Origin of the sequence: Marinobacter sp. C2H3 (assembly GCF_037080155.1) — a bacterium.
Taxonomy (GTDB): Bacteria; Pseudomonadota; Gammaproteobacteria; order Pseudomonadales; family Oleiphilaceae; genus Marinobacter.
In genome coordinates, this window is record NZ_JBBBNZ010000003.1 from 676,827 (window position 1) to 696,515 (window position 19,689).

Annotated in this window: 19 protein-coding genes; 18 read left to right on the top strand and 1 reads right to left on the bottom strand. The window is 63.0% G+C overall.

The features are described from left to right. Position 1: 1 nt before the first annotated feature. Positions 2–1,213, bottom strand: coding sequence for a sensor domain-containing phosphodiesterase (locus V3388_RS12415; RefSeq protein ID WP_336367867.1), 1,212 nt, complete (start codon positions 1,211–1,213; stop codon positions 2–4). A gap of 518 nt (positions 1,214–1,731) precedes the next feature. Between V3388_RS12415 and mnmG the strand changes: the two genes are divergently transcribed. The 18 genes from mnmG to V3388_RS12505 all read left to right on the top strand — a co-directional run bounded on the left by mnmG (position 1,732) and on the right by V3388_RS12505 (position 19,659). Further along, positions 1,732–3,618: a tRNA uridine-5-carboxymethylaminomethyl(34) synthesis enzyme MnmG gene (mnmG, locus tag V3388_RS12420; RefSeq protein WP_336367868.1), complete on the top strand. Its 1,887-nt coding sequence runs from the start codon at positions 1,732–1,734 to the stop codon at positions 3,616–3,618. A gap of 1 nt (position 3,619) precedes the next feature. After that, positions 3,620–4,255 (top strand): 16S rRNA (guanine(527)-N(7))-methyltransferase RsmG, encoded by a 636-nt coding sequence (gene rsmG / locus V3388_RS12425; protein WP_336367869.1) that lies wholly within the window; start codon positions 3,620–3,622, stop codon positions 4,253–4,255. Positions 4,256–4,334: 79 nt separating this feature from the next. Further along, entirely contained in the window at positions 4,335–5,129 is a 795-nt protein-coding gene (locus tag V3388_RS12430; RefSeq protein WP_336367870.1) for a ParA family protein, read from the top strand. Positions 5,130–5,176: 47 nt separating this feature from the next. Then, positions 5,177–6,052, top strand: a complete 876-nt coding sequence (locus V3388_RS12435) for a ParB/RepB/Spo0J family partition protein (RefSeq protein WP_336367871.1) — start codon at positions 5,177–5,179, stop codon at positions 6,050–6,052. Between the two features lie 92 nt (positions 6,053–6,144). Further along, entirely contained in the window at positions 6,145–6,597 is a 453-nt protein-coding gene (locus V3388_RS12440; RefSeq protein WP_336367872.1) for an ATP synthase subunit I, read from the top strand. A gap of 9 nt (positions 6,598–6,606) precedes the next feature. Beyond that, a complete protein-coding gene (gene atpB / locus V3388_RS12445) occupies positions 6,607–7,533 on the top strand; it encodes a F0F1 ATP synthase subunit A (protein WP_336367873.1) in 927 nt (308 codons plus the stop codon). Between the two features lie 62 nt (positions 7,534–7,595). After that, positions 7,596–7,835 carry a F0F1 ATP synthase subunit C gene (atpE, locus tag V3388_RS12450; protein ID WP_008940031.1) on the top strand — a complete coding sequence of 80 codons (240 nt, stop codon included), beginning with the start codon at positions 7,596–7,598 and terminating at the stop codon, positions 7,833–7,835. Positions 7,836–7,885: 50 nt separating this feature from the next. Next, positions 7,886–8,356, top strand: a complete 471-nt coding sequence (locus V3388_RS12455; RefSeq protein WP_336367874.1) for a F0F1 ATP synthase subunit B — start codon at positions 7,886–7,888, stop codon at positions 8,354–8,356. Positions 8,357–8,368: 12 nt separating this feature from the next. Next, complete coding sequence (locus V3388_RS12460) at positions 8,369–8,905, top strand: F0F1 ATP synthase subunit delta (protein WP_336367875.1); 537 nt, start codon at positions 8,369–8,371, stop codon at positions 8,903–8,905. A gap of 28 nt (positions 8,906–8,933) precedes the next feature. After that, positions 8,934–10,478, top strand: coding sequence for a F0F1 ATP synthase subunit alpha (gene atpA, locus V3388_RS12465; protein ID WP_336367876.1), 1,545 nt, complete (start codon positions 8,934–8,936; stop codon positions 10,476–10,478). Positions 10,479–10,553: 75 nt separating this feature from the next. After that, complete coding sequence (atpG, locus tag V3388_RS12470) at positions 10,554–11,423, top strand: F0F1 ATP synthase subunit gamma (RefSeq protein ID WP_336367877.1); 870 nt, start codon at positions 10,554–10,556, stop codon at positions 11,421–11,423. 53 nt (positions 11,424–11,476) lie between these two features. Further along, positions 11,477–12,868, top strand: a complete 1,392-nt coding sequence (atpD, locus tag V3388_RS12475) for a F0F1 ATP synthase subunit beta (protein ID WP_336367878.1) — start codon at positions 11,477–11,479, stop codon at positions 12,866–12,868. 51 nt (positions 12,869–12,919) lie between these two features. Continuing rightward, complete coding sequence (locus V3388_RS12480; protein ID WP_336367879.1) at positions 12,920–13,342, top strand: F0F1 ATP synthase subunit epsilon; 423 nt, start codon at positions 12,920–12,922, stop codon at positions 13,340–13,342. A gap of 124 nt (positions 13,343–13,466) precedes the next feature. Then, complete coding sequence (glmU, locus tag V3388_RS12485) at positions 13,467–14,831, top strand: bifunctional UDP-N-acetylglucosamine diphosphorylase/glucosamine-1-phosphate N-acetyltransferase GlmU (protein ID WP_336367880.1); 1,365 nt, start codon at positions 13,467–13,469, stop codon at positions 14,829–14,831. Positions 14,832–14,873: 42 nt separating this feature from the next. Then, positions 14,874–16,706 carry a glutamine--fructose-6-phosphate transaminase (isomerizing) gene (gene glmS / locus V3388_RS12490; RefSeq protein WP_336367881.1) on the top strand — a complete coding sequence of 611 codons (1,833 nt, stop codon included), beginning with the start codon at positions 14,874–14,876 and terminating at the stop codon, positions 16,704–16,706. Positions 16,707–16,711: 5 nt separating this feature from the next. Next, positions 16,712–17,587 carry a LysR family transcriptional regulator gene (locus V3388_RS12495; protein ID WP_336367882.1) on the top strand — a complete coding sequence of 292 codons (876 nt, stop codon included), beginning with the start codon at positions 16,712–16,714 and terminating at the stop codon, positions 17,585–17,587. Positions 17,588–17,711: 124 nt separating this feature from the next. Then, entirely contained in the window at positions 17,712–18,533 is an 822-nt protein-coding gene (locus tag V3388_RS12500) for a putative hydro-lyase (RefSeq protein WP_336367883.1), read from the top strand. 61 nt (positions 18,534–18,594) lie between these two features. After that, positions 18,595–19,659, top strand: a complete 1,065-nt coding sequence (locus tag V3388_RS12505) for a TRAP transporter substrate-binding protein (RefSeq protein ID WP_336367884.1) — start codon at positions 18,595–18,597, stop codon at positions 19,657–19,659. Positions 19,660–19,689: the final 30 nt, after the last annotated feature.

The window sequence follows — 19,689 nt, forward strand, 5'->3', positions numbered from 1 at the left end:
GCTACAGGCTGGCGGGAAAGGTCAGGTGGCCATCGAACAGATCGTCCGGGTGAATGTCCACGCACAGCACCCGGCGGTGGCGGGCACCGGGCAGGGCGGTGGACAAAGTGACCGTTCGGCGGGCGTCGGGCAGGCCGACATAGGGCCGGGAGCAGTGGATCCGCTGGGGGTGCTCCAGGGCCCGCTGGAAATAATCCCGGTGCGCCCAGCAGGCGCCGGAGGACTCGTACAGCGGGTTGAAGCGGATCTGCTGCCGGTCCGGGTTGGCCCGGGCCAGACGCCCCAGCTGCACGCCCCGATGATCCAGCACAAAGCAGCGCTTGACGCCGTCCAGGCCAAGCAGGGCTGCGCAGGCCTCGGCAAAGGGCAGGTCCCGCACCACCCGGTGCCCTGCCTCCATCATCTCGTAGCGCAGCAGGGTCAGGTAGCCTTCCTGGTCCCGGTCGTTCTGCTGCCACCAGTCCTGGCTCCGGGCCACGGTCTCCCGAAGGCGCTGTTCGGCCTGAGCCCGCCCCTCCTCTGTCACAGGCCCGGGTTGGCCGAACAGGAACCCCTGCAGCAGATCCGCGTCCGTTGCCAGCGCCAGCTGGGCCTGGGCCGGCGTCTCGATGCCTTCCAGCAGCACCAGGCTGCCGCTTTCGCGAATCATCTTCACCAGGCTTTCCAGCAGCAGCCGGGCCCGGCGGTGGGATTCCGCGTTCAGCAGCAGGCTCCGGTCCAGTTTCACAATCAGCGGCTGGATGCGCCAGAGCCGCTCAAAGTTGGAGTCGCCCACGCCGAAATCGTCAATCGCCACCTGGAACCCGCGCGCCCGCGCCCTGTGGATAAAATTCAGCAAGGCTTCCGGATGCTCGGAAGCGGTTTCCACGAACTCCAGTACGATGCGGTCCGGCGCGATGCCGCCGGCTTCGCACTGCAGGGCCAGTTCGTCCAGAGAAGTGTCCGGCCGGGTGCAGGAGTCCGGGTGAATGTTGAGAAACAGCCAGGCCGGGTCCGGCCCGACAGGGCAGTGGGCCACATGCTGGTGCAGCAGGTGGCGGTCCAGCTGGGCGCTGCAGCCCTGGCGGGCCGCCTCGGCAAACAGCGCCGGCGGTGAGACCGGTTGTCCGCGCCGGTCACTGGCGCGGATCAACGCCTCGTAACCCACCAGCTTCTGGTGGGTGGGGCTGAGGATCGGCTGGTAGGCCGAGGACAAATGGTGGTGTTTGATCATAGCCGGTACAACAGAAACCAGGGACATACCATGAGGCCAGTTCCGTGCCAACTTGTGGAATTTGCCGCCAGGGACGGCCATGGCCGATCGTTCGCATCCGGCGGCGCACCAAAACGACGCCGAGGCCCGTCACGGTTGGTGCGGCTGCACCGGTGCAGGGCAATACCCGGGCACATTGTGGAAAACTTGATGAACAACTCCCGGATAAGCGGAGTGTCATTTTCATAAAATACAATAAAAACAATATATTAGGCTTCTATAATAGGGCTTTTTTAGGCCGCTTTTCCTGTGGATAAAATTTTAAAACGTGAGTTCAACACCCGTTTACAAGCCCATGATTCACCGGGAATTTCGGTATTCACTGACGGAAGCTCTGCCGGTCGAAGGACACCCGCGCTCCCGATGGCCGCCCGGGACCGGCTCAAACTGGTTAAAATTTGCGCATTCCCGCTGCAATTTCACCGGTGAGGCGTTATACTCGCCGCCCTGTTGATATCCCCAGATTTCCGAGGTGTAGAGTGGACTTTCCGACCCGTTTCGATGTCATTGTCATTGGCGGCGGCCATGCCGGCACTGAAGCCGCTTTGGCGGCGGCGCGCATGGGGTCCCAGACGCTGCTGCTCACCCACAACATTGAGACCCTGGGCCAGATGTCCTGCAACCCCGCCATCGGGGGTATCGGCAAGAGCCACCTGGTCAAGGAAATTGATGCCCTGGGCGGCGCCATGGCCCGGGCCACCGATCGCGCCGGCATTCAGTTCCGCACCCTGAACAGCCGGAAGGGCCCGGCGGTGCGCGCCACCCGCGCCCAGGCGGACCGGGTGCTGTACAAGGCCGCCATCCGCCACCTGCTGGAAAACCAGCCCAACCTGATGCTGTTCCAGCAGGCCGCCGACGACCTGATCGTCGAGAACGATCAGGTGACCGGCGTGGTGACCCAGACCGGGATCCGCTTCCGGGCACAGACGGTTGTGCTGACCACCGGCACCTTCCTGGGCGGGGTTATCCACATCGGCATGCAGAACCACGCCGGTGGCCGCGCCGGCGATGCCCCGGCGAATGCCCTGGCCAAGCGATTACGGGAGCTGCCGTTCAACGTCGGCCGCCTGAAAACCGGCACCCCGCCGCGCATCGACGCCCGCTCCGTGGACTTTTCCGTGATGGAACAGCAATGGGGCGATGACCCGACCCCGGTGATGTCCTTCATCGGCCACCGGGACGAGCATCCGGAGCAGATCTGCTGCTACGTCACCCGCACCACCGAGCAGACTCACGACATCATCCGCAGCGGCTTTGACCGCTCGCCGATGTTTGCCGGCAACATTGAGGGCGTTGGCCCGCGTTACTGCCCGTCCATCGAGGACAAGGTCAACCGGTTCGCGGACAAGGACTCGCACCAGATTTTTGTGGAGCCCGAGGGCCTGACCACCCACGAGCTGTACCCGAACGGGATTTCCACCAGCCTGCCGTTTGACGTCCAGCTGGCGGCGGTGCGCTCCATCCCCGGCTTCGAGAACGCCCACATCACCCGGCCGGGCTACGCCATCGAATACGATTACCTGAACCCCCAGGACCTGCGCCACACCCTGGAGACCAAGTTCATCCGGGGCCTGTATTTTGCCGGCCAGATCAACGGCACCACCGGTTACGAGGAAGCGGGCGCCCAGGGCCTGCTGGCGGGCATCAACGCCGCCCTGCGGGCGCAGGATAAAGACGAGTGGTACCCGCGCCGGGACGAAGCCTACCTGGGCGTGCTGGTGGACGACCTGATCACCATGGGCACGAAGGAGCCCTACCGGATGTTCACCAGCCGGGCGGAATACCGCCTCATCCTGCGGGAAGACAACGCCGACCTGCGCCTGACCGACACCGGACGCCGGCTGGGGCTGGTGGACGACGACCGGTGGGCCGCGTTCAATGACAAGCGGGAGGCCATTGCCCGGGAACGCCAGCGCCTGGAAAGCACCCGCGTCCACCCGAACACCGAGGCGGGCGACCGGGCCAACGGCTTCCTCAACCAGCCCCTGACCCGGGACCAGTCCCTGGCCGAGCTGATGCGCCGTCCGGAAATCGCGTACGAGCAGATCGCCGCCATCGGGGCGGACCGGGCGGACGATCAGACCGTGGCCGAGCAGGTGGAAATCGAGATCAAGTACGAGGGCTACATCGCCCGGCAGGCGGACGAGATCGACCGGCTGCGCCGGAACGAGAACACCCGGCTGCCCATCGATCTGGACTACGACGTCATTGGCGGCCTGTCCAACGAGATCAAGCAGAAACTCAAGGACGTGCGGCCGGAAACCGTGGCCCAGGCCTCCCGTATCCAGGGCGTGACGCCGGCTGCGGTCAGCCAGATCCTGGTGCACCTGAAAAAGCGTGACCTGTTGAAAAAGCAAAGCGCCTGAGATGAGTTATCCACAGTGGCCGGGCCAGCTCCGGGACGGACTGGCACGTATGAACCTGGGTCTCAGCGGTGATCAGCAGGCGCAACTGCTGGCGTTTCTGGCCCTGCTCGACAAGTGGAACCGGGCCTACAACCTGACCGCCGTGCGTGACCCGCAGGTCATGGTGTCCCGCCAGTTACTCGACAGCCTCAGCCTGCTGCCCGAAGTGACCACCGACCGCCTGCTGGACGTCGGCGCCGGTGGCGGCCTGCCCGGCATTCCCCTGGCCATCGCCCGGCCGGACCTGCACGTCACCCTGCTGGACAGCAACGGCAAGAAAACCCGGTTCCTGAACCAGTGCGTGTTGGAACTGGGCCTGGGCAACGTTTCGGTGATCCACGGCCGGGCCGAGGACTGCCGGCCGGGCGAGCCGTTTCGCCAGATCAGCAGTCGGGCCTTCACCGCGTTGCCGAACCTGGTGGCCTGGTGCGGACCGCTGCTGGCGGACGGCGGCGCCTTCCTTGCCATGAAAGGCCAGTATCCGGATGATGAAGTGGCTGCCCTTCCGGCCGGCTGGCAGGTAGAATCCAGCAAACCGCTGGCGGTGCCTGGCTCGGACGGCGAACGGCACCTGCTGATCGTGACCCGGGCCCGCTGAGCAGGCCCCGGCCGACACCACCGTTATCCGGTACGATCGACCCGGTTCTGTGCCGGCAACCCGCAACAGGAGGCGAATCATGGCGCGCGTCATCGCAGTGACCAATCAGAAAGGCGGTGTGGGCAAAACCACCACCTGCGTCAATCTGGCGGCGTCGCTGGCGGCCACCAAGCGCCGGGTGCTGCTGGTGGACATGGATCCCCAGGGCAACGCTACCATGGGTAGCGGTGTCGACAAGAACGCGGTGGAGCGGTCCGGCTACGACGTGCTGACCAAACGCGCGGACGTGGAACAGGTGGCGGTGACCGTGGACAGCGCCGGCTTTGACCTGATGCCGGGCAACGGTGACCTGACCGCCGCCGAAGTGGAGCTGATGAACGAGATCGGCCGGGAGCATCGGCTGCGGCTGGCCCTGAACAAGATCCGGGACCGCTACGACTACGTGCTCATCGACTGCCCGCCCTCCCTCAACCTGCTGACGGTGAACGCCCTCTCCGCCGCCGACTCCGTGCTGATCCCCATGCAGTGCGAGTATTACGCTCTCGAAGGCCTGGCGGCGCTGATGAACACCGTCGAGCAGATCCAGGAAACCGTGAATCCGGACCTGCAGATCGAAGGCCTGCTGCGCACCATGTACGATCCCCGCAACAGCCTGACCCTGGACGTGTCCGCCCAGCTGGCGGAGTACTTCGGCGACAAGGTGTACCGGGCGGTGATTCCCCGCAACGTGCGCCTGGCCGAGGCCCCAAGCTACGGCCTGCCCGCGCTGAAATACGACCGTGCCTCCAAGGGCGCGGTCGCCTACCTGGCGCTGGCCGGGGAAATGGTCCGCCGGCACGGCAGCAAAAAGACATCGGCGCCGGTTGCGGTGTAACATGGGCCGCGATTTCACCAACAGCAACGGGACACATGACAGACACCATGGCGGCTAAAAAACGAGGATTGGGTGAACGCGGACTCGGCGCCTTGCTGCAGGGCTCGCGGGTGAACCTGAACCAGGAAGCGACCAGCCACGACGGCGAGCTGCGTGAAATCCCGGTCGACCTGATCCAGCGGGGCCGGTACCAGCCGCGCCGTGACATGGACCCCGCGGCGCTGCAGGAGCTGGCCGATTCCATTCGGCAGCAGGGTGTGATGCAGCCCGTGGTGGTGCGCCCCGTTGCCGAGGGACGCTTTGAGCTGATCGCCGGCGAGCGCCGCTGGCGCGCCGCGCAGATGGCCGAACTGGACCGCCTGCCCGCCATTATTCGCGACGTGCCGGACGACGCCGCCATCGCCATGGCGCTGATCGAGAACATCCAGCGGGAGAACCTCAACCCGGTGGAGGAAGCGTTCGCCCTTCAGCGGTTGCAGGACGAGTTTGGCCTGACCCAGGCCCAGGTCGCCGAGGCCGTTGGCAAATCCCGCACCACCATCACCAATCTGCTGCGACTGATTCACCTGGCCGAGGACGTGCGCCTGATGCTGGAGCACGGCGACCTGGAAATGGGCCACGGCCGCGCCATGCTTACCCTGCCGCCGGAACAGCAACTGCAGGTGGCGCGGCAGGTGGTGGCCCGGTCACTCTCCGTGCGCCAGACCGAAGCGCTGGTGCGGCGGCTGCAGCAGGAAGCCGGCCGGGCGAAGCCGGCGGAGAAAGGCGCCCTGGACCCGAACATCCGCGCGCTGCAGGACGATCTGGCGGAGCGGCTGGGTGCCCGGGTATCCATCGCCCATGGCCAGCGGGGCAAAGGCAAGCTGGTCATTGAGTACAGTTCGCTGGACGAACTGGACGGCATTCTGGGCCATATCCGATAAAGGTGTTTTTCTCACCGAATTACGAATCGTTCATATTGAACCCGCCTCGGTAAACACATATAATCCCGCCCCGTTATCTTAAATGCCAGACCGTGTCTGAAGCCTCGAAGGTGGCCGGCGAAATGCTCATTCCGCGCAAGCAAACGGAACGCAGAACCGACCGGATGCGGCCACCGGTACACCGCCTGATCCTGGCGCAACTGGGCCTGACACTGACCATTGCCGTCATCGGCTACCTGTTTTTTGGTCTGGTTGGTGCGTATTCTGCGCTGCTGGGTGGGCTCTCCTTTACTCTCCCCAACGCACTGTTCGCACGGCACGTATTCCGCTATCGGCCCGCGGGGGCGATAGCACGCACGGTGAGTGCGTTTTACTGGGGTGAAGTGGTCAAGTTATCGCTCACGGGGCTGTGTTTCGTCGCCGTTTTCAAGTGGGCCCACCCCCTCGACGCCAGGCTGTATTTTGCGGCCTTCATCCTGGTGTTGCTGACGAATTCATTGGCTCCCCTGTTTTGGGGGCCAAAATCTTTGAAACTTAGAACTTGAGAGACTGACATGGCTGGCGAGAGCGAGAACTTGACTCCGGGAAGTTACATCGACCACCACCTGACCAACCTGACGTTCGGTCAGCTGCCGGCGGGCAGCCGCCCCGGTCAGGACCACGCGGTCTGGACCCTGGCGCAGAACGGTGAGGAAGCCTCCCAGATGGGCTTTATGGCCATCCACGTGGACATGATGGGCTGGTCCCTGGCCCTTGGCCTGGTGTTCTTCATCATGTTCCGCAAGGTGGCCAAGAACATGACGGCGGGCGTGCCGAGCGGCTTCCAGAACTTCGTGGAAATGGTCGTGGATTTTGTCCAGGACAACGTCAAGAGCATGTTCCCGTACAAGAATCCGATGATCGCGCCCATGGCCCTGACCATTCTGGTCTGGGTGTTCCTGATGAACTTCATGGACCTGATTGCCGTGGACCTGTTGCCTGCGGCGGCGGCGGTGGTCGGTGAGCATGTCTTTGGCATGGACCCGCACCACGTCTATTTCAAGGTGGTGCCGTCCACCGATCCCAACATTACCCTGGGCATGGCCTTCGACGTGTTCCTGCTGATCCTGTTCTTCAGCATCCGTGAAAAAGGCTTTGGCGGCTTCGTCGGGGAACTGACGACCCACCCGTTCAGTCACAAGAACCCGGTGGTCCAGGCCCTGTTCGTGCCCATCAACTTTGTCCTTGAGTTCGTGAACCTGATTGCCAAGCCGGTATCCCTCGGGCTGCGGCTGTTCGGCAACATGTACGCGGGCGAGATGATCTTCATCCTGATTGCATTGATGTACAGTGCCGGCCCGGCATTGGGCATTTTCGGCGGCGGCCTTCAGATCGTGTGGGCGATGTTCCACATCCTGATCATCTCGCTGCAGGCGTTCATTTTCATGGTGCTGACCATTGTGTATATGTCACAGTCCTTCGAGACCAGTGAGCACCACTAAATTTCGTTCCATCAACCATTACCAACTAACCCAAGCTAAACCATTAACTAGGAGATAACACTGTGAGTGAAGCACAAGCTCTGATCATACTGGCAAGCGGTATCCTGATGGGTCTGGCAGCCGTCGGCGCGGCCATCGGCGTAGGTATCCTCGGTTCCAAGTTCCTGGAAGGCGGCGCCCGTCAGCCGGAACTGATCCCGATGCTGCGTACCCAGTTCTTCGTTGTCATGGGTCTCGTGGACGCGGTACCGATGATCGGCGTTGGTCTGGGGCTCTACATCCTGTTCGTTGTTGCAGGCTAACCAAGCACCGAAGTTGACCACCTAATTCATTCCATTAGTGGAGAAGCGGTGTGAGTTTTAACCTTACATTTATCGGTCAAATGATCGCGTTTGCCGTATTTGTATGGCTGACCATGCGGTACGTTTGGACTCCGATCACCAAGGCCATGGAAGACCGGCAGAAGACCATTGCCGACGGCCTGAGCGCAGCTGACCGCGCGAACCGTGATCTGGAGCTGGCGCAGGAAAAAGCGTCCCAGGAACTGCGTGAAGCCAAGCAAAAAGCGGCCGAGATCATCGAGCAAGCGAACAAGCGGTCAGCCCGTCTGATCGACGAAGCAAAAGAGAGTGCTCGCGAGGAAGGCGATCGGATCATCGCCCAGGCCCGTTCCGAAATCGAACGGGAGCAGAACCGTGCCAAGGATGCCCTGCGCGCGGAACTCGCCTCCCTGGTTGTGATCGGGGCGGAAAAGATCCTGGAAACCTCTGTCGACGCCAAAGCTCACAGCGAGATGCTGGACAAGCTATCTGCGCAACTGTAAACGAGGTTTGACATGGCAGAGTTGATAACGCTAGCCCGGCCATACGCCAATGCCGCGTTCGCCGTTGCCCAGGCATCCGGTACCCTCGATGAGTGGACCGACATGCTGGCCTTTGCGAGCGCGGTGGCGAGCCATCCCGAGGCGAAAGCCCTGGTGATGCATCCGACGCTGTCGGACGAGCAAAAAGCATCGGCATTTGCCGATTTCTGCGAGGGTAAATTGTCGGAGCAGGGGCGTAATTTCATTGCGCTGCTGGCCGAAAACAAGCGGTTGCCCCTCTTGCCGGAAATCAATGCCTTGTTTGAAGGGTTGCGGGCTCAGCTGGAGAGCTCTGTGAATGTGGAAATGGCGTCCCCGTTCGAGGTTACCAGCGAACAGGAAGCCAAAATGGTCGAAGCGCTCTCCCGCAAGTTAGGCCGTAAAGTGAACCTGTCTACCACGACTGACTCGTCGTTGATCGGTGGCGTCGTGATTCGCGCAGGCGACGTCGTCATCGATGCCTCCGTGCGGGGCAAGCTGGCCAAGCTGGCCGACGCGATAGGTTCCTGATTGCAGATAACGGTTTGAGGATAAAGGCATGCAGCAACTGAATCCATCCGAGATCAGTGACATCATCAAGAAGAGAATCGAGAAGCTCGACATCTCTTCCGAAGCACGTAACGAAGGCACCATCCTGTCGGTTTCCGACGGTATCGTGCTGATCCACGGTCTGGCCGACGTCATGTACGGCGAGATGATTGAATTCGACAGCGGCGTATTCGGCATGGCGCTGAACCTTGAGCGCGACTCCGTCGGCGCCGTGGTTCTGGGCGATTACGAAGACCTCGCCGAAGGCCAGAAGGTGCGTTGCACCGGCCGGATCCTGGAAGTCCCGGTGGGCGAGAAGCTGCTCGGCCGCGTCGTGGATGCCCTGGGCAATCCGATCGACGGCAACGGCGAGCTGGACGCCGAGCTGACCGCGCCCATCGAGAAGGTGGCGCCGGGCGTTATCGCCCGTCAGTCCGTTGACCAGCCGGTCCAGACCGGTCTGAAGGCCATCGACACCATGGTGCCGATCGGTCGTGGCCAGCGGGAACTGATCATCGGCGACCGCCAGATCGGTAAGACCGCCGTCGCCATCGACGCGATCATTAACCAGAAGAACACCGGCATCAAGTGTATCTATGTTGCCGTGGGCCAGAAGCAGTCGTCCATCGCGGCCGTGGTGCGCAAGCTCGAAGAGCACGGTGCTATGGACCACACCATCGTGGTCGCCGCCGGTGCCGCCGATCCGGCCGCCATGCAGTTCCTGGCGCCCTACGCCGGTACCTCCATGGGTGAATACTTCCGCGATCGCGGCGAAGACGCCCTGATCGTGTTCGACGACCTGTCCAAGCAGGCAGTGGCTTACCGCCAGATCTCCCTGCTGCTGCGTCGTCCGCCGGGCCGTGAAGCTTACCCGGGTGACGTGTTCTACCTCCACTCCCGCCTGCTGGAGCGTGCCTCCCGCGTCAACGCCGACTACGTCGAGCAGATGACCAACGGCGAAGTGAAAGGTAAGACCGGCTCCCTGACGGCTCTGCCGATCATCGAGACCCAGGCCGGTGACGTGTCTGCGTTCGTACCGACCAACGTGATTTCCATCACCGACGGTCAGATCTTCCTGGAAACCAACCTGTTCAACTCTGGCATCCGTCCGGCGATGAACGCGGGTATCTCGGTTTCCCGGGTCGGTGGTGCGGCACAGACCAAGATCATGAAGAAGCTCGGCGGCGGTATCCGTCTCGCCCTGGCCCAGTACCGTGAACTGGCGGCCTTCGCCCAGTTCGCCTCTGACCTGGACGACGCGACCCGCAAGCAGCTGGAGCATGGTCAGCGCGTCACCGAACTGATGAAGCAGAACCAGTACAGCCCGATGTCCGTGGCTGAAATGGGTACGGTTCTGTACGCAGCGAACGAAGGGTTCCTGGACGACGTTGAGGTCGACAAGGTGGTGGCATTCGAAGCCTCCTTGATGGACTGGATGCGCACTGAACAGAGTGAGCTTCTGGCCAAGATCAACGAGAAAGGCGATTACAACGATGAGATCGCCGCCGGCCTGAAAGCTGCACTCGAGAAATTCAAGACCACTCAGACCTGGTAACCACGGATGGCCCGCCTTCAAGGCGGGCTCTGTTGGTTTCAGGCTCGGGTGTCTAACTTGAAAAGGCAGTGAGTTATGGCCGTCGGAAAAGAAATTCGTAATCAGATCTCCAGCATCAAGAGCACGCAGAAGATCACCAGCGCCATGGAAATGGTGGCGGCGAGCAAGATGCGCAAAGCTCAGGATCGTATGCAGGCGACCCGCCCGTACGCGGAAAAGATGCAGCAGGTGATCCGGCACATCGCCAAGGCCAACGCCGAATACACCCACCCGTTCATGAACGAGCGTGAGGTCAAACGGGTCGGCTTTATCGTCGTGTCCTCGGATCGCGGCCTGTGTGGCGGCTTGAACATCAACGTGTTCAAGGCCCTGGTCCGCGAAATGAAACAATGGAAGCAGAAGGGCGTCGAAACTGACCTGTGCGCCATCGGTCAGAAAGGGGCTTCCTTCTTCCGCAACTACGGTGGCAACGTTGTCTCCGCGCTCACGCACCTGGGCGATCGCCCCAGCGCCGAGCAGCTGATTGGCAGCGTCAAGGTTATGCTGGACGCCTTCCAGGAAGGCACCATCGACCGTCTGTATCTGGTGAGCAACGAGTTTGTGAACACCATGACGCAGAAGCCGGTGGTCAGCCAGCTGCTGCCGCTGCCGAAGGAAGAAGAGGGCAAGGACGACGTCAAGCAAAGCCAGTGGGATTACATCTACGAGCCGGATGCCCGGCCGATTCTCGATGGCCTTCTGATACGTTACATCGAATCTCAGGTGTATCAGGGCGTGGTGGAAAACCTCGCCTGTGAGCAGGCAGCGCGGATGATCGCGATGAAGAGCGCGACCGACAACGCCGGCAACATCATCGACGAACTGCAGCTGGCCTACAACAAGGCACGTCAGGCGGCGATCACCCAAGAGATTTCCGAGATCGTGAGCGGCGCGACCGCGGTATAAGGCGGCCACGATCCGACTGGTTTTTTTGACTTTGAAGATACGAGGAACCGAGCATGAGTAGCGGACACATCGTTCAGATCATTGGCGCGGTCATCGACGTGGAATTCCCACGTGACGCCGTCCCCAAGGTATATGACGCACTGCTGCTTGAAGGTGGCGAGACAACGCTTGAGGTCCAGCAGCAGCTGGGCGACGGCATCGTCCGTACCATCGCCATGGGCAGCACCGAAGGCCTCAAGCGTGGCCTGAAAGCCGAGAACACCGGCAAACCCATTTCCGTCCCGGTCGGCACCAAGACCCTGGGCCGGATCATGGACGTTCTGGGTCGTCCCATCGACGAGCAGGGCGAGATCGGCGAAGACGAGCGCTGGGCTATCCACCGCAAGGCACCGGGCTATGCCGACCAGGCCGCGTCCGCGGACCTGCTGGAAACCGGCATCAAGGTCATCGACCTGATCTGCCCGTTCGCCAAGGGCGGTAAAGTCGGCCTGTTCGGCGGCGCCGGCGTGGGCAAGACCGTCAACATGATGGAGCTCATCAACAACATCGCCAAAGAGCACTCCGGTCTCTCCGTATTCGCCGGTGTCGGTGAGCGGACCCGGGAAGGTAACGACTTCTACTACGAAATGAAGGACTCCAACGTCCTTGATAAAGTCGCGATGGTCTACGGCCAGATGAACGAGCCTCCCGGAAACCGTCTGCGCGTGGCGCTGACCGGCCTGACCATGGCCGAGAAGTTCCGTGACGAAGGCCGTGACGTTCTGCTGTTCGTCGACAACATCTACCGGTACACCCTGGCGGGTACCGAGGTGTCGGCACTGCTGGGCCGGATGCCGTCCGCGGTAGGCTACCAGCCGACCCTGGCCGAAGAGATGGGCCAGCTGCAGGAGCGGATCACTTCCACCAAAGACGGCTCCATCACGTCTGTCCAGGCGGTCTACGTGCCGGCGGATGACTTGACTGACCCGTCCCCGGCGACCACCTTCTCGCACCTGGACGCGACCGTGGTACTGAGCCGTGACATCGCCTCCAAGGGTATCTACCCGGCGATCGATCCGCTTGACTCCACCTCCCGTCAGCTGGACCCGCTGGTGATCGGTCACGAGCACTACGACGTGGCCCGTGGCGTGCAGACCAACCTGCAGCGCTACAAGGAGCTGAAGGACATCATCGCCATCCTGGGGATGGACGAGCTGTCTGAAGAAGACAAGCTGACCGTGGACCGGGCCCGGAAGATCGAGCGCTTCCTGTCCCAGCCGTTCCACGTGGCGGAAGTGTTCACCGGCGCGCCGGGCAAGTACGTTCCGCTGAAGGAAACCATCAGCAGCTTCAAGGGCATCCTCAACGGCGACTACGACGATCTGCCCGAGCAGGCCTTCTACATGGTCGGCAGCATCGAGGAAGCGGTCGAGAAAGCGAAGGAAATGAAGCGCAAGGGTAAGTAATTACTTACCCTTTGCACGCTGATTTCCGGACCGATCAAAGAGGCAACCGAAGTGGCTATGACCGTACATTGTGACGTGGTAAGTGCCGAAACCAAGATCTTTTCCGGACTGGTGGAAATGCTGATCGCTGCGGCGTCCGAGGGCGATGTGGGTATCGCTCCCGGCCACGCGCCGCTGCTGACGGCCCTGAAGCCGGGCCCTGTGCGCATCATCAAGCAGGGCGGTGAGGAAGAGATTCTTTACGTTTCCGGTGGCTATCTGGAAGTGCAGCCGAACGTGGTGACGCTGCTGGCAGACACCGCCGTTCGCGCCAAGGATGTGGACGAAGCGGCTGCCCTGGAAGCCCAGAAGCAGGCGGAACAGGCACTGGCCAACAAGACCGGTGAATTCGAATACTCCCGTGCGGCGGTCGAACTGGCCGAAGCAGCGGCACAGCTGCGGACCATCCAGCAGCTGCGCAACAAGATGCGCTAAACCGCATCGGAGTTGTCGAACACCGAAGCCGCATCCTGAGCGGTTGGGCGTCAACGCATCTGGTTGACGGCCGACCTTGAGGGATGCGGTTTTTTTTTAACCCCCAGCGGGAGCCGAACAGCCCATGAGCCCCTTGCACGTTGTGATCCTGGCCGCCGGCCAGGGGTCCCGGATGAAATCGTCGCTGCCCAAGGTCCTGCACCCGGTGGCGGGCAAACCCATGCTGCACCACGTGATCGAGACCGCCCGGCAATTGGGCGCGGCGCGGATCCATACGGTGATCGGCCACGGCGCGGAGCAGGTTCGGGCGTCCCTGGAAGCGGACGACGTTCATTTTGTGCTCCAGGCCGAGCAGCTGGGCACCGGGCACGCGGTGGCCCAGGCTCTGCCGGACCTGCCAGACGACGCCCGGGTGCTGGTGCTGTACGGCGACGTGCCGCTGACCGGCGCTGATACCCTCGCGCAACTGGTAGACCGCCTGGATGACACCCGCTTGGCGCTGCTTACCGTCACCCTCGACCATCCCCAGGGCTATGGCCGCATCGTCCGGGACGACCAGGACCGCATTCGGTCCATTGTTGAGCAGAAAGACGCGAGCCCGGCCCAGCAGGCGATCCGGGAGATCAACACCGGCATTCTCGCGGTGGCCGCTGGGCACCTCAAGCGCTGGCTGCCGGCCCTGTCCAACGCCAATGCCCAGGGCGAGTACTACCTGACCGATATCGTCGCCAAGGCGGTGGATGACGGCCTCACGGTGACCGCCACCCAGCCCGCCACCGCCTTTGAGGTGCAGGGCGTTAACAACCGGGTCCAGCTCGCGGAACTGGAGCGCTGGTACCAGAAGCGCCAGGCGGAGACCCTGATGATCAACGGCGCCAGCCTGGCGGACCCGGCCCGGGTGGACGTTCGCGGGTCCGTGACCACCGGCAACGACCTGTGGATCGACGTGAACGTGGTGTTCGAGGGCACGGTGCGCCTGGGCGACCGGGTCACCATCGGCCCCAACTGCCTGATCCGGGATGCGGTCATCGCCGAGGGCGCGGTGATCCACGCCAACAGCGTGATTGAAGGCGCGTCCGTCGGACCGGATGCCCAGGTTGGCCCTTTTGCCCGCCTGCGGCCTGGCACCGAGCTGGCCGCCCACACCAAGGTCGGCAATTTTGTGGAAACCAAAAAGGCCGTGGTGGGCGAGGGCAGCAAGATCAACCACCTGAGTTACGTGGGCGATGCGTTGCTTGGCCGTCATGTGAATGTGGGTGCAGGGACCATCACCTGCAATTATGATGGGGTGAACAAACACCGGACCGAAATCGGCGACGGCGTGTTCGTCGGCTCAAACACTTCGCTGGTGGCACCGGTGACCCTGGGCCAAGGGGCCACCATCGGCGCCGGCTCCACCATCACCCGGGACGTGGACGACCACGACTTGGCGGTGGCCCGGGGACGCCAGAAGAACATCGCCGGCTGGGAACGGCCGAAGAAATCCTAGCGCAGATCGAACACTCATTACGGACAGACAGGTAACAGACGCATGTGTGGAATTGTGGGAGCAGTGTCGGAACGGGACGTCCAGGGCATTCTGCTGGAGGGACTGCGACGGCTCGAATACCGGGGCTATGATTCCGCCGGCATGGCGGTGCTGGACGGCCCGGGCGCCATCCAGCGGGCCCGGGAGGTGGGCAAGGTGGCGGCCCTGGCGGACGCCATTGAGCGCCAACCCCTGGACGGCCACCTGGGCATTGCCCATACCCGCTGGGCCACCCACGGCCAGCCATCACAGGTGAACGCCCATCCCCACATGTCCGGCGAGCGCCTGGCCATTGTCCACAACGGCATCATTGAAAACTACCTGGAGCTGCGGGAAGGGCTGATCGCCGACGGCTACGAGTTCACCTCCCAGACCGACACCGAGGTGGTAGCGCACCTGATTGGCAAGCACTACCAGGCCCTCGGCGACCTGTACGAGGCGGTGAAGACCGCCATTGGCCACCTCCGGGGCGCCTACGCCCTGGCGGTACTGCACGCGGATGAGCCGGACCACCTGGTGGTGTGCCGGGAAGGCAGCCCGCTGGTGGTGGGCGTGGGCATCGGCGAGAACTTCATCGCCTCGGACCAGTTGGCTCTGCTGCCGGTGACCGACCGGTTCATGTTCCTGGAAGAGGGCGACCTGGCCGACATCCGCAAAGACAAAGTGACCGTGCACAACCGCCGCGGCGAGGCCGTCGAGCGCCCCATCAGCCGCTTCGAGCACGGCGCCGATTCCGCCGACAAAGGCGAGTACCGCCACTACATGCTCAAGGAAATCCACGAGCAGCCTCGGGTGATCCAGGCCACCATGGAAGGGCGGCTGACCGACAGCCGTGTCCTCGAGCAGGCTCTGGGCACCGAGGCCGGCCGCCTGCTTGAAAACGTGCGTCACGTGCAGATCATTGCCTGCGGTACCTCTTACCATGCGGGCATGGTGGCCCGTTACTGGATCGAGGAACTGGCCGGCGTGCCCTGCTCGGTGGAGGTGGCCTCCGAGTTCCGCTACCGCAAGCACGTAATCCAACCGGACACCCTGTTCCTGTGCATTTCCCAGTCCGGTGAGACCGCCGACACTCTGGCCGCCCTGCGCCAGGCCAAGCAGGCCGGGTTCCGGGCCGCGCTGGCCATCTGCAACGTGCCCGGCAGCTCCCTGGTGCGCGAATCCGACCTGGTGATCATGACCCAGGCCGGCCCGGAGATCGGTGTCGCCTCCACCAAGGCATTCACCACCCAGCTCACCGCCCTGCTGATCTTTACCCTGGCCCTGGCCCGCCACAACGGCCTGGAAGCCGCCAGGGAAGCGGACATTGTGGCCGCCATCCGGGCCCTGCCCGGCCAGGTGGCGGACGCGCTGGCCCTGGACGAGGCCATTGCCGAGATGGCCCGGGCCTTCATGGACAAGAACCACAGCCTGTTCCTGGGCCGCGGCTCTCAGTTTCCGGTGGCCCTCGAAGGCGCCCTCAAGCTCAAGGAAATCTCCTACATCCACGCCGAGGCCTACCCGGCCGGCGAGCTGAAGCACGGCCCGCTGGCGCTGGTGGACAGCGAGATGCCAGTGGTCACCGTGGCCCCCAACAACGAGCTGGTGGAAAAGCTCAAGTCCAACCTGGAAGAAGTCCGGGCCCGGGGCGGCGAGCTGTTCGTGTTTGCCGACCGCCAGGCAGACGTCCGCCCGGAGCCGGGCGTGCATGTGATACCGCTGCCGTCGGTGCACCCGATCACCGCGCCCATCGTCTACACGGTGCCGCTGCAGCTGCTGGCCTACCACGTGGCGGTACTCAAGGGCACCGATGTGGACCAGCCCCGGAACCTCGCCAAGAGCGTCACCGTGGAATAAAGGCTATGAATATCCGGTCCCTGGAAACCTTCTACTGGATTGCCAAACTTGGCAGTTTCCGGGCGGCCGGGCAAAAGCTCTATGCTTCCCAGCCGACCATCTCGGCCCGGGTCTCCGGGCTTGAGGACGAACTGGGCGTGGCCCTGTTCGATCGCTCCGGCCGTACTGCGGTGCTCACCGCTCAGGGCCGGCAGTTGCTGGTCTACGCGGAAAAAATCCTGCAATTGCACTCGGAGCTGCTGGAAAAGGTCGCCAACCCGGAGGCCATCCAGGGCACCATCCGCCTGGGTGTGGCAGAAACCGTGGCCTACACCTGGCTGCCGAAGCTGATCGAGCGCATCAATGAGACCTATCCGGCCATCAACCTCGAAATGGACATCGACATCTCGGTGAACCTGGCGGATAAGCTCACCCGCCGGGAGCTGGACATCGCCTTTCTGATCGGCGAAGTCCACCACGAAGGCTTCGTGACCGTGCCCTTCTGGCGTTACTCGCTGATCTGGGTGGCCAGCCCCACGCTGTCGCTGCCGCCGGAACCCCTGAGCCTGGCGGCGCTGGCCAAGCTGCCGATCATCACCTATCCCCGCATGAGCGAGCCCCACGCCAACATCCGCTCGCTGATCTACCCCGTCAGCCATTCCATCCAGATGCACGCCAGCTCGTCCCTCTCCACCATCATCCGCATGACCTGTGACGGCATCGGCGTCAGTGCGCTGCCCCGGGAGATCATCACCAACGAGCTGGAGACCGGGAAGCTGCGGGAATTCACCGTGGACGCCACCCTGCCGGACCTCGTGTTCAACGTGGCCTACCTGACCGCGCCGGGGGCGCATGTCGCCCGGGCCGTGGCGGGTTTGACCCTGGATCTGGTTAAAACCTGAACAGTTAACTCCCTGATTTCACAGAGACATCATTTTTTTCGATCAATTTCGATCCTAAATATCGATTTGAATTAATCAATGGTTCTGCCTTAACTTGAAGAAAACACCTTACGGCAGAACAACAATGACGTTTCAATCCGCAAATTCCTCGACGTTCTCCAGCGATATCGACACGGCGGCCGCCGCGGTACGGCGTCAGGCGCGCACCGGTGCGCTCACGGGGCCGACCGCCGGCATGGCCAAGGGATACGTGCAGGTGAACCTGGTGATTCTGCCGGCCCGCGACGCTGCCGGCTTCCTGCGGTTCTGCCAGGCCAATCCCAAACCCTGCCCCCTGTTGGCGGTCAGCGAGCCCGGTGAACGCGGCTGCGCCTTGCTGGGCGAGGACCTCGACATCGCCACCGATGTGCCCGAATACCGGGTCTACCGCAACGGCGCCCACGATGGCAGCCGGCACGACGTCTCTGACCTCTGGCAGGACGATCTGGTGACCTTTGCCCTGGGCTGCTCGTTCAGTTTTGAACACGCCCTCAGCCAGTACGGGCTGCCCGTGCGCCACATTGATCAGGGCCGTAACGTGCCCATGTATCGGACCTCCATCCCGTTGGTGTCGGCCGGTGGTTTCGATGGCACCATGGTGGTCTCCATGCGGCCGTTCCGGGCGGCGGACGCCATCCGCGCCGTCCAGATCACCACCCGGTTTCCCCAGGCCCACGGTGCGCCCGTGCACCTGGGCGACCCGTCCCTGATCGGGATCAAACAGCTGGACGCCCCGGAGTACGGCGATGCCGTGACCGTGGCGGACGATGAACTGCCGGTGTTCTGGGCCTGTGGGGTCACGCCCCAGCAGGTTCTGCTGGATGCCGGCGTGGGGTTTGCCATTACCCACAGCCCGGGCCACATGCTGGTGACCGACATTCCGGAAAGCCAGGTGGCACTGTTGTAACCGCGGTACCGGTCAATAACGACCCGAACACGACCCAGGAACCATCCAGAGGATGCCCACAATGACGACAAAAACCACCCTTGCTTCCGTACTGGCGGCCAGCCTGATGGCTGGCGCGCTCCCGGCTGCCGCCGAGAACCTGGACACCACCAGCCTGTCCTACGTGGGAAGCTGGAGCAGCCTGTCCCTGTACAAGAACTTCGAGAAGCCGTTCTGGGAAACCCACATTCCCGAAGCGTCCGACGGCAAGATCTCCACCACGGTGACCACCTTTGACCAGATGGGTCTGGGCGGTGGCGAGGTGTACCGGCTGATGGCCAAGAACGTCATCGAGGTGACCTCGACCGTGGCGGACTACGCGGTGGAAGACGCCCCCGAACTGGAGGGCCTGGACATGCCCATGATCGCGCCGGACGTGGACACCGCCCGCAAGGTGGCCAACGCCTACAAGCCGGTGCTGGCCGACGTGTTCAAGCAGCGCTTCAACGGCGCCCACCTGCTGGCGGTGGTGCCGTATCCGTCCCAGATGGTGTTCTGCAACAAGCCGATCAGCGGTCTGTCTGACCTCGCCGGCATGAAGGTTCGCGCCAGCGGCCGTACCACCGCCGAGTTCCTGGAAGCCCTCGGTGCTGAAGGCATCACCCTGAACTTCAGCGAAGTGCCGGGCGCACTCCAGCGCGGCGTTATCGACTGCGCGGTGACCGGTTCCCTGTCTGGCTACAGCTCCGGCTGGCACGAAGTGTCCACCCACCTGTACCCGCTGCCGGTGGGCGGTTGGGACTACGTGATCACCGCCATGAACGGCAAGAAATGGGATAGCCTGTCCGCCGACACCAAGGCGTGGCTGACCCGGCAGATCGAGACCAATTACGAAGACCCGGTCTGGGCCTCCGCCGTGGATGAAACCAAGGAAGGCATTGCCTGCCTGACCGGCAACGGCGAGTGCTCCCGCGGCAAGCCGGGCAACATGACCCTGGTGAAAGCCACCGACGAGGACTTCAAGAACGTTCACAAGTACCTGGTGGACGACGTGCTGCCGGCCTGGGCCCAGCGCGTGGACCAGACCTGGGTGGACCGCTGGAACGACACCATCGGTAAGGTCACTGGCCTGACCGCGTCCAAATAACCGGAAACGTCAGTAACCGGAAGACCCACC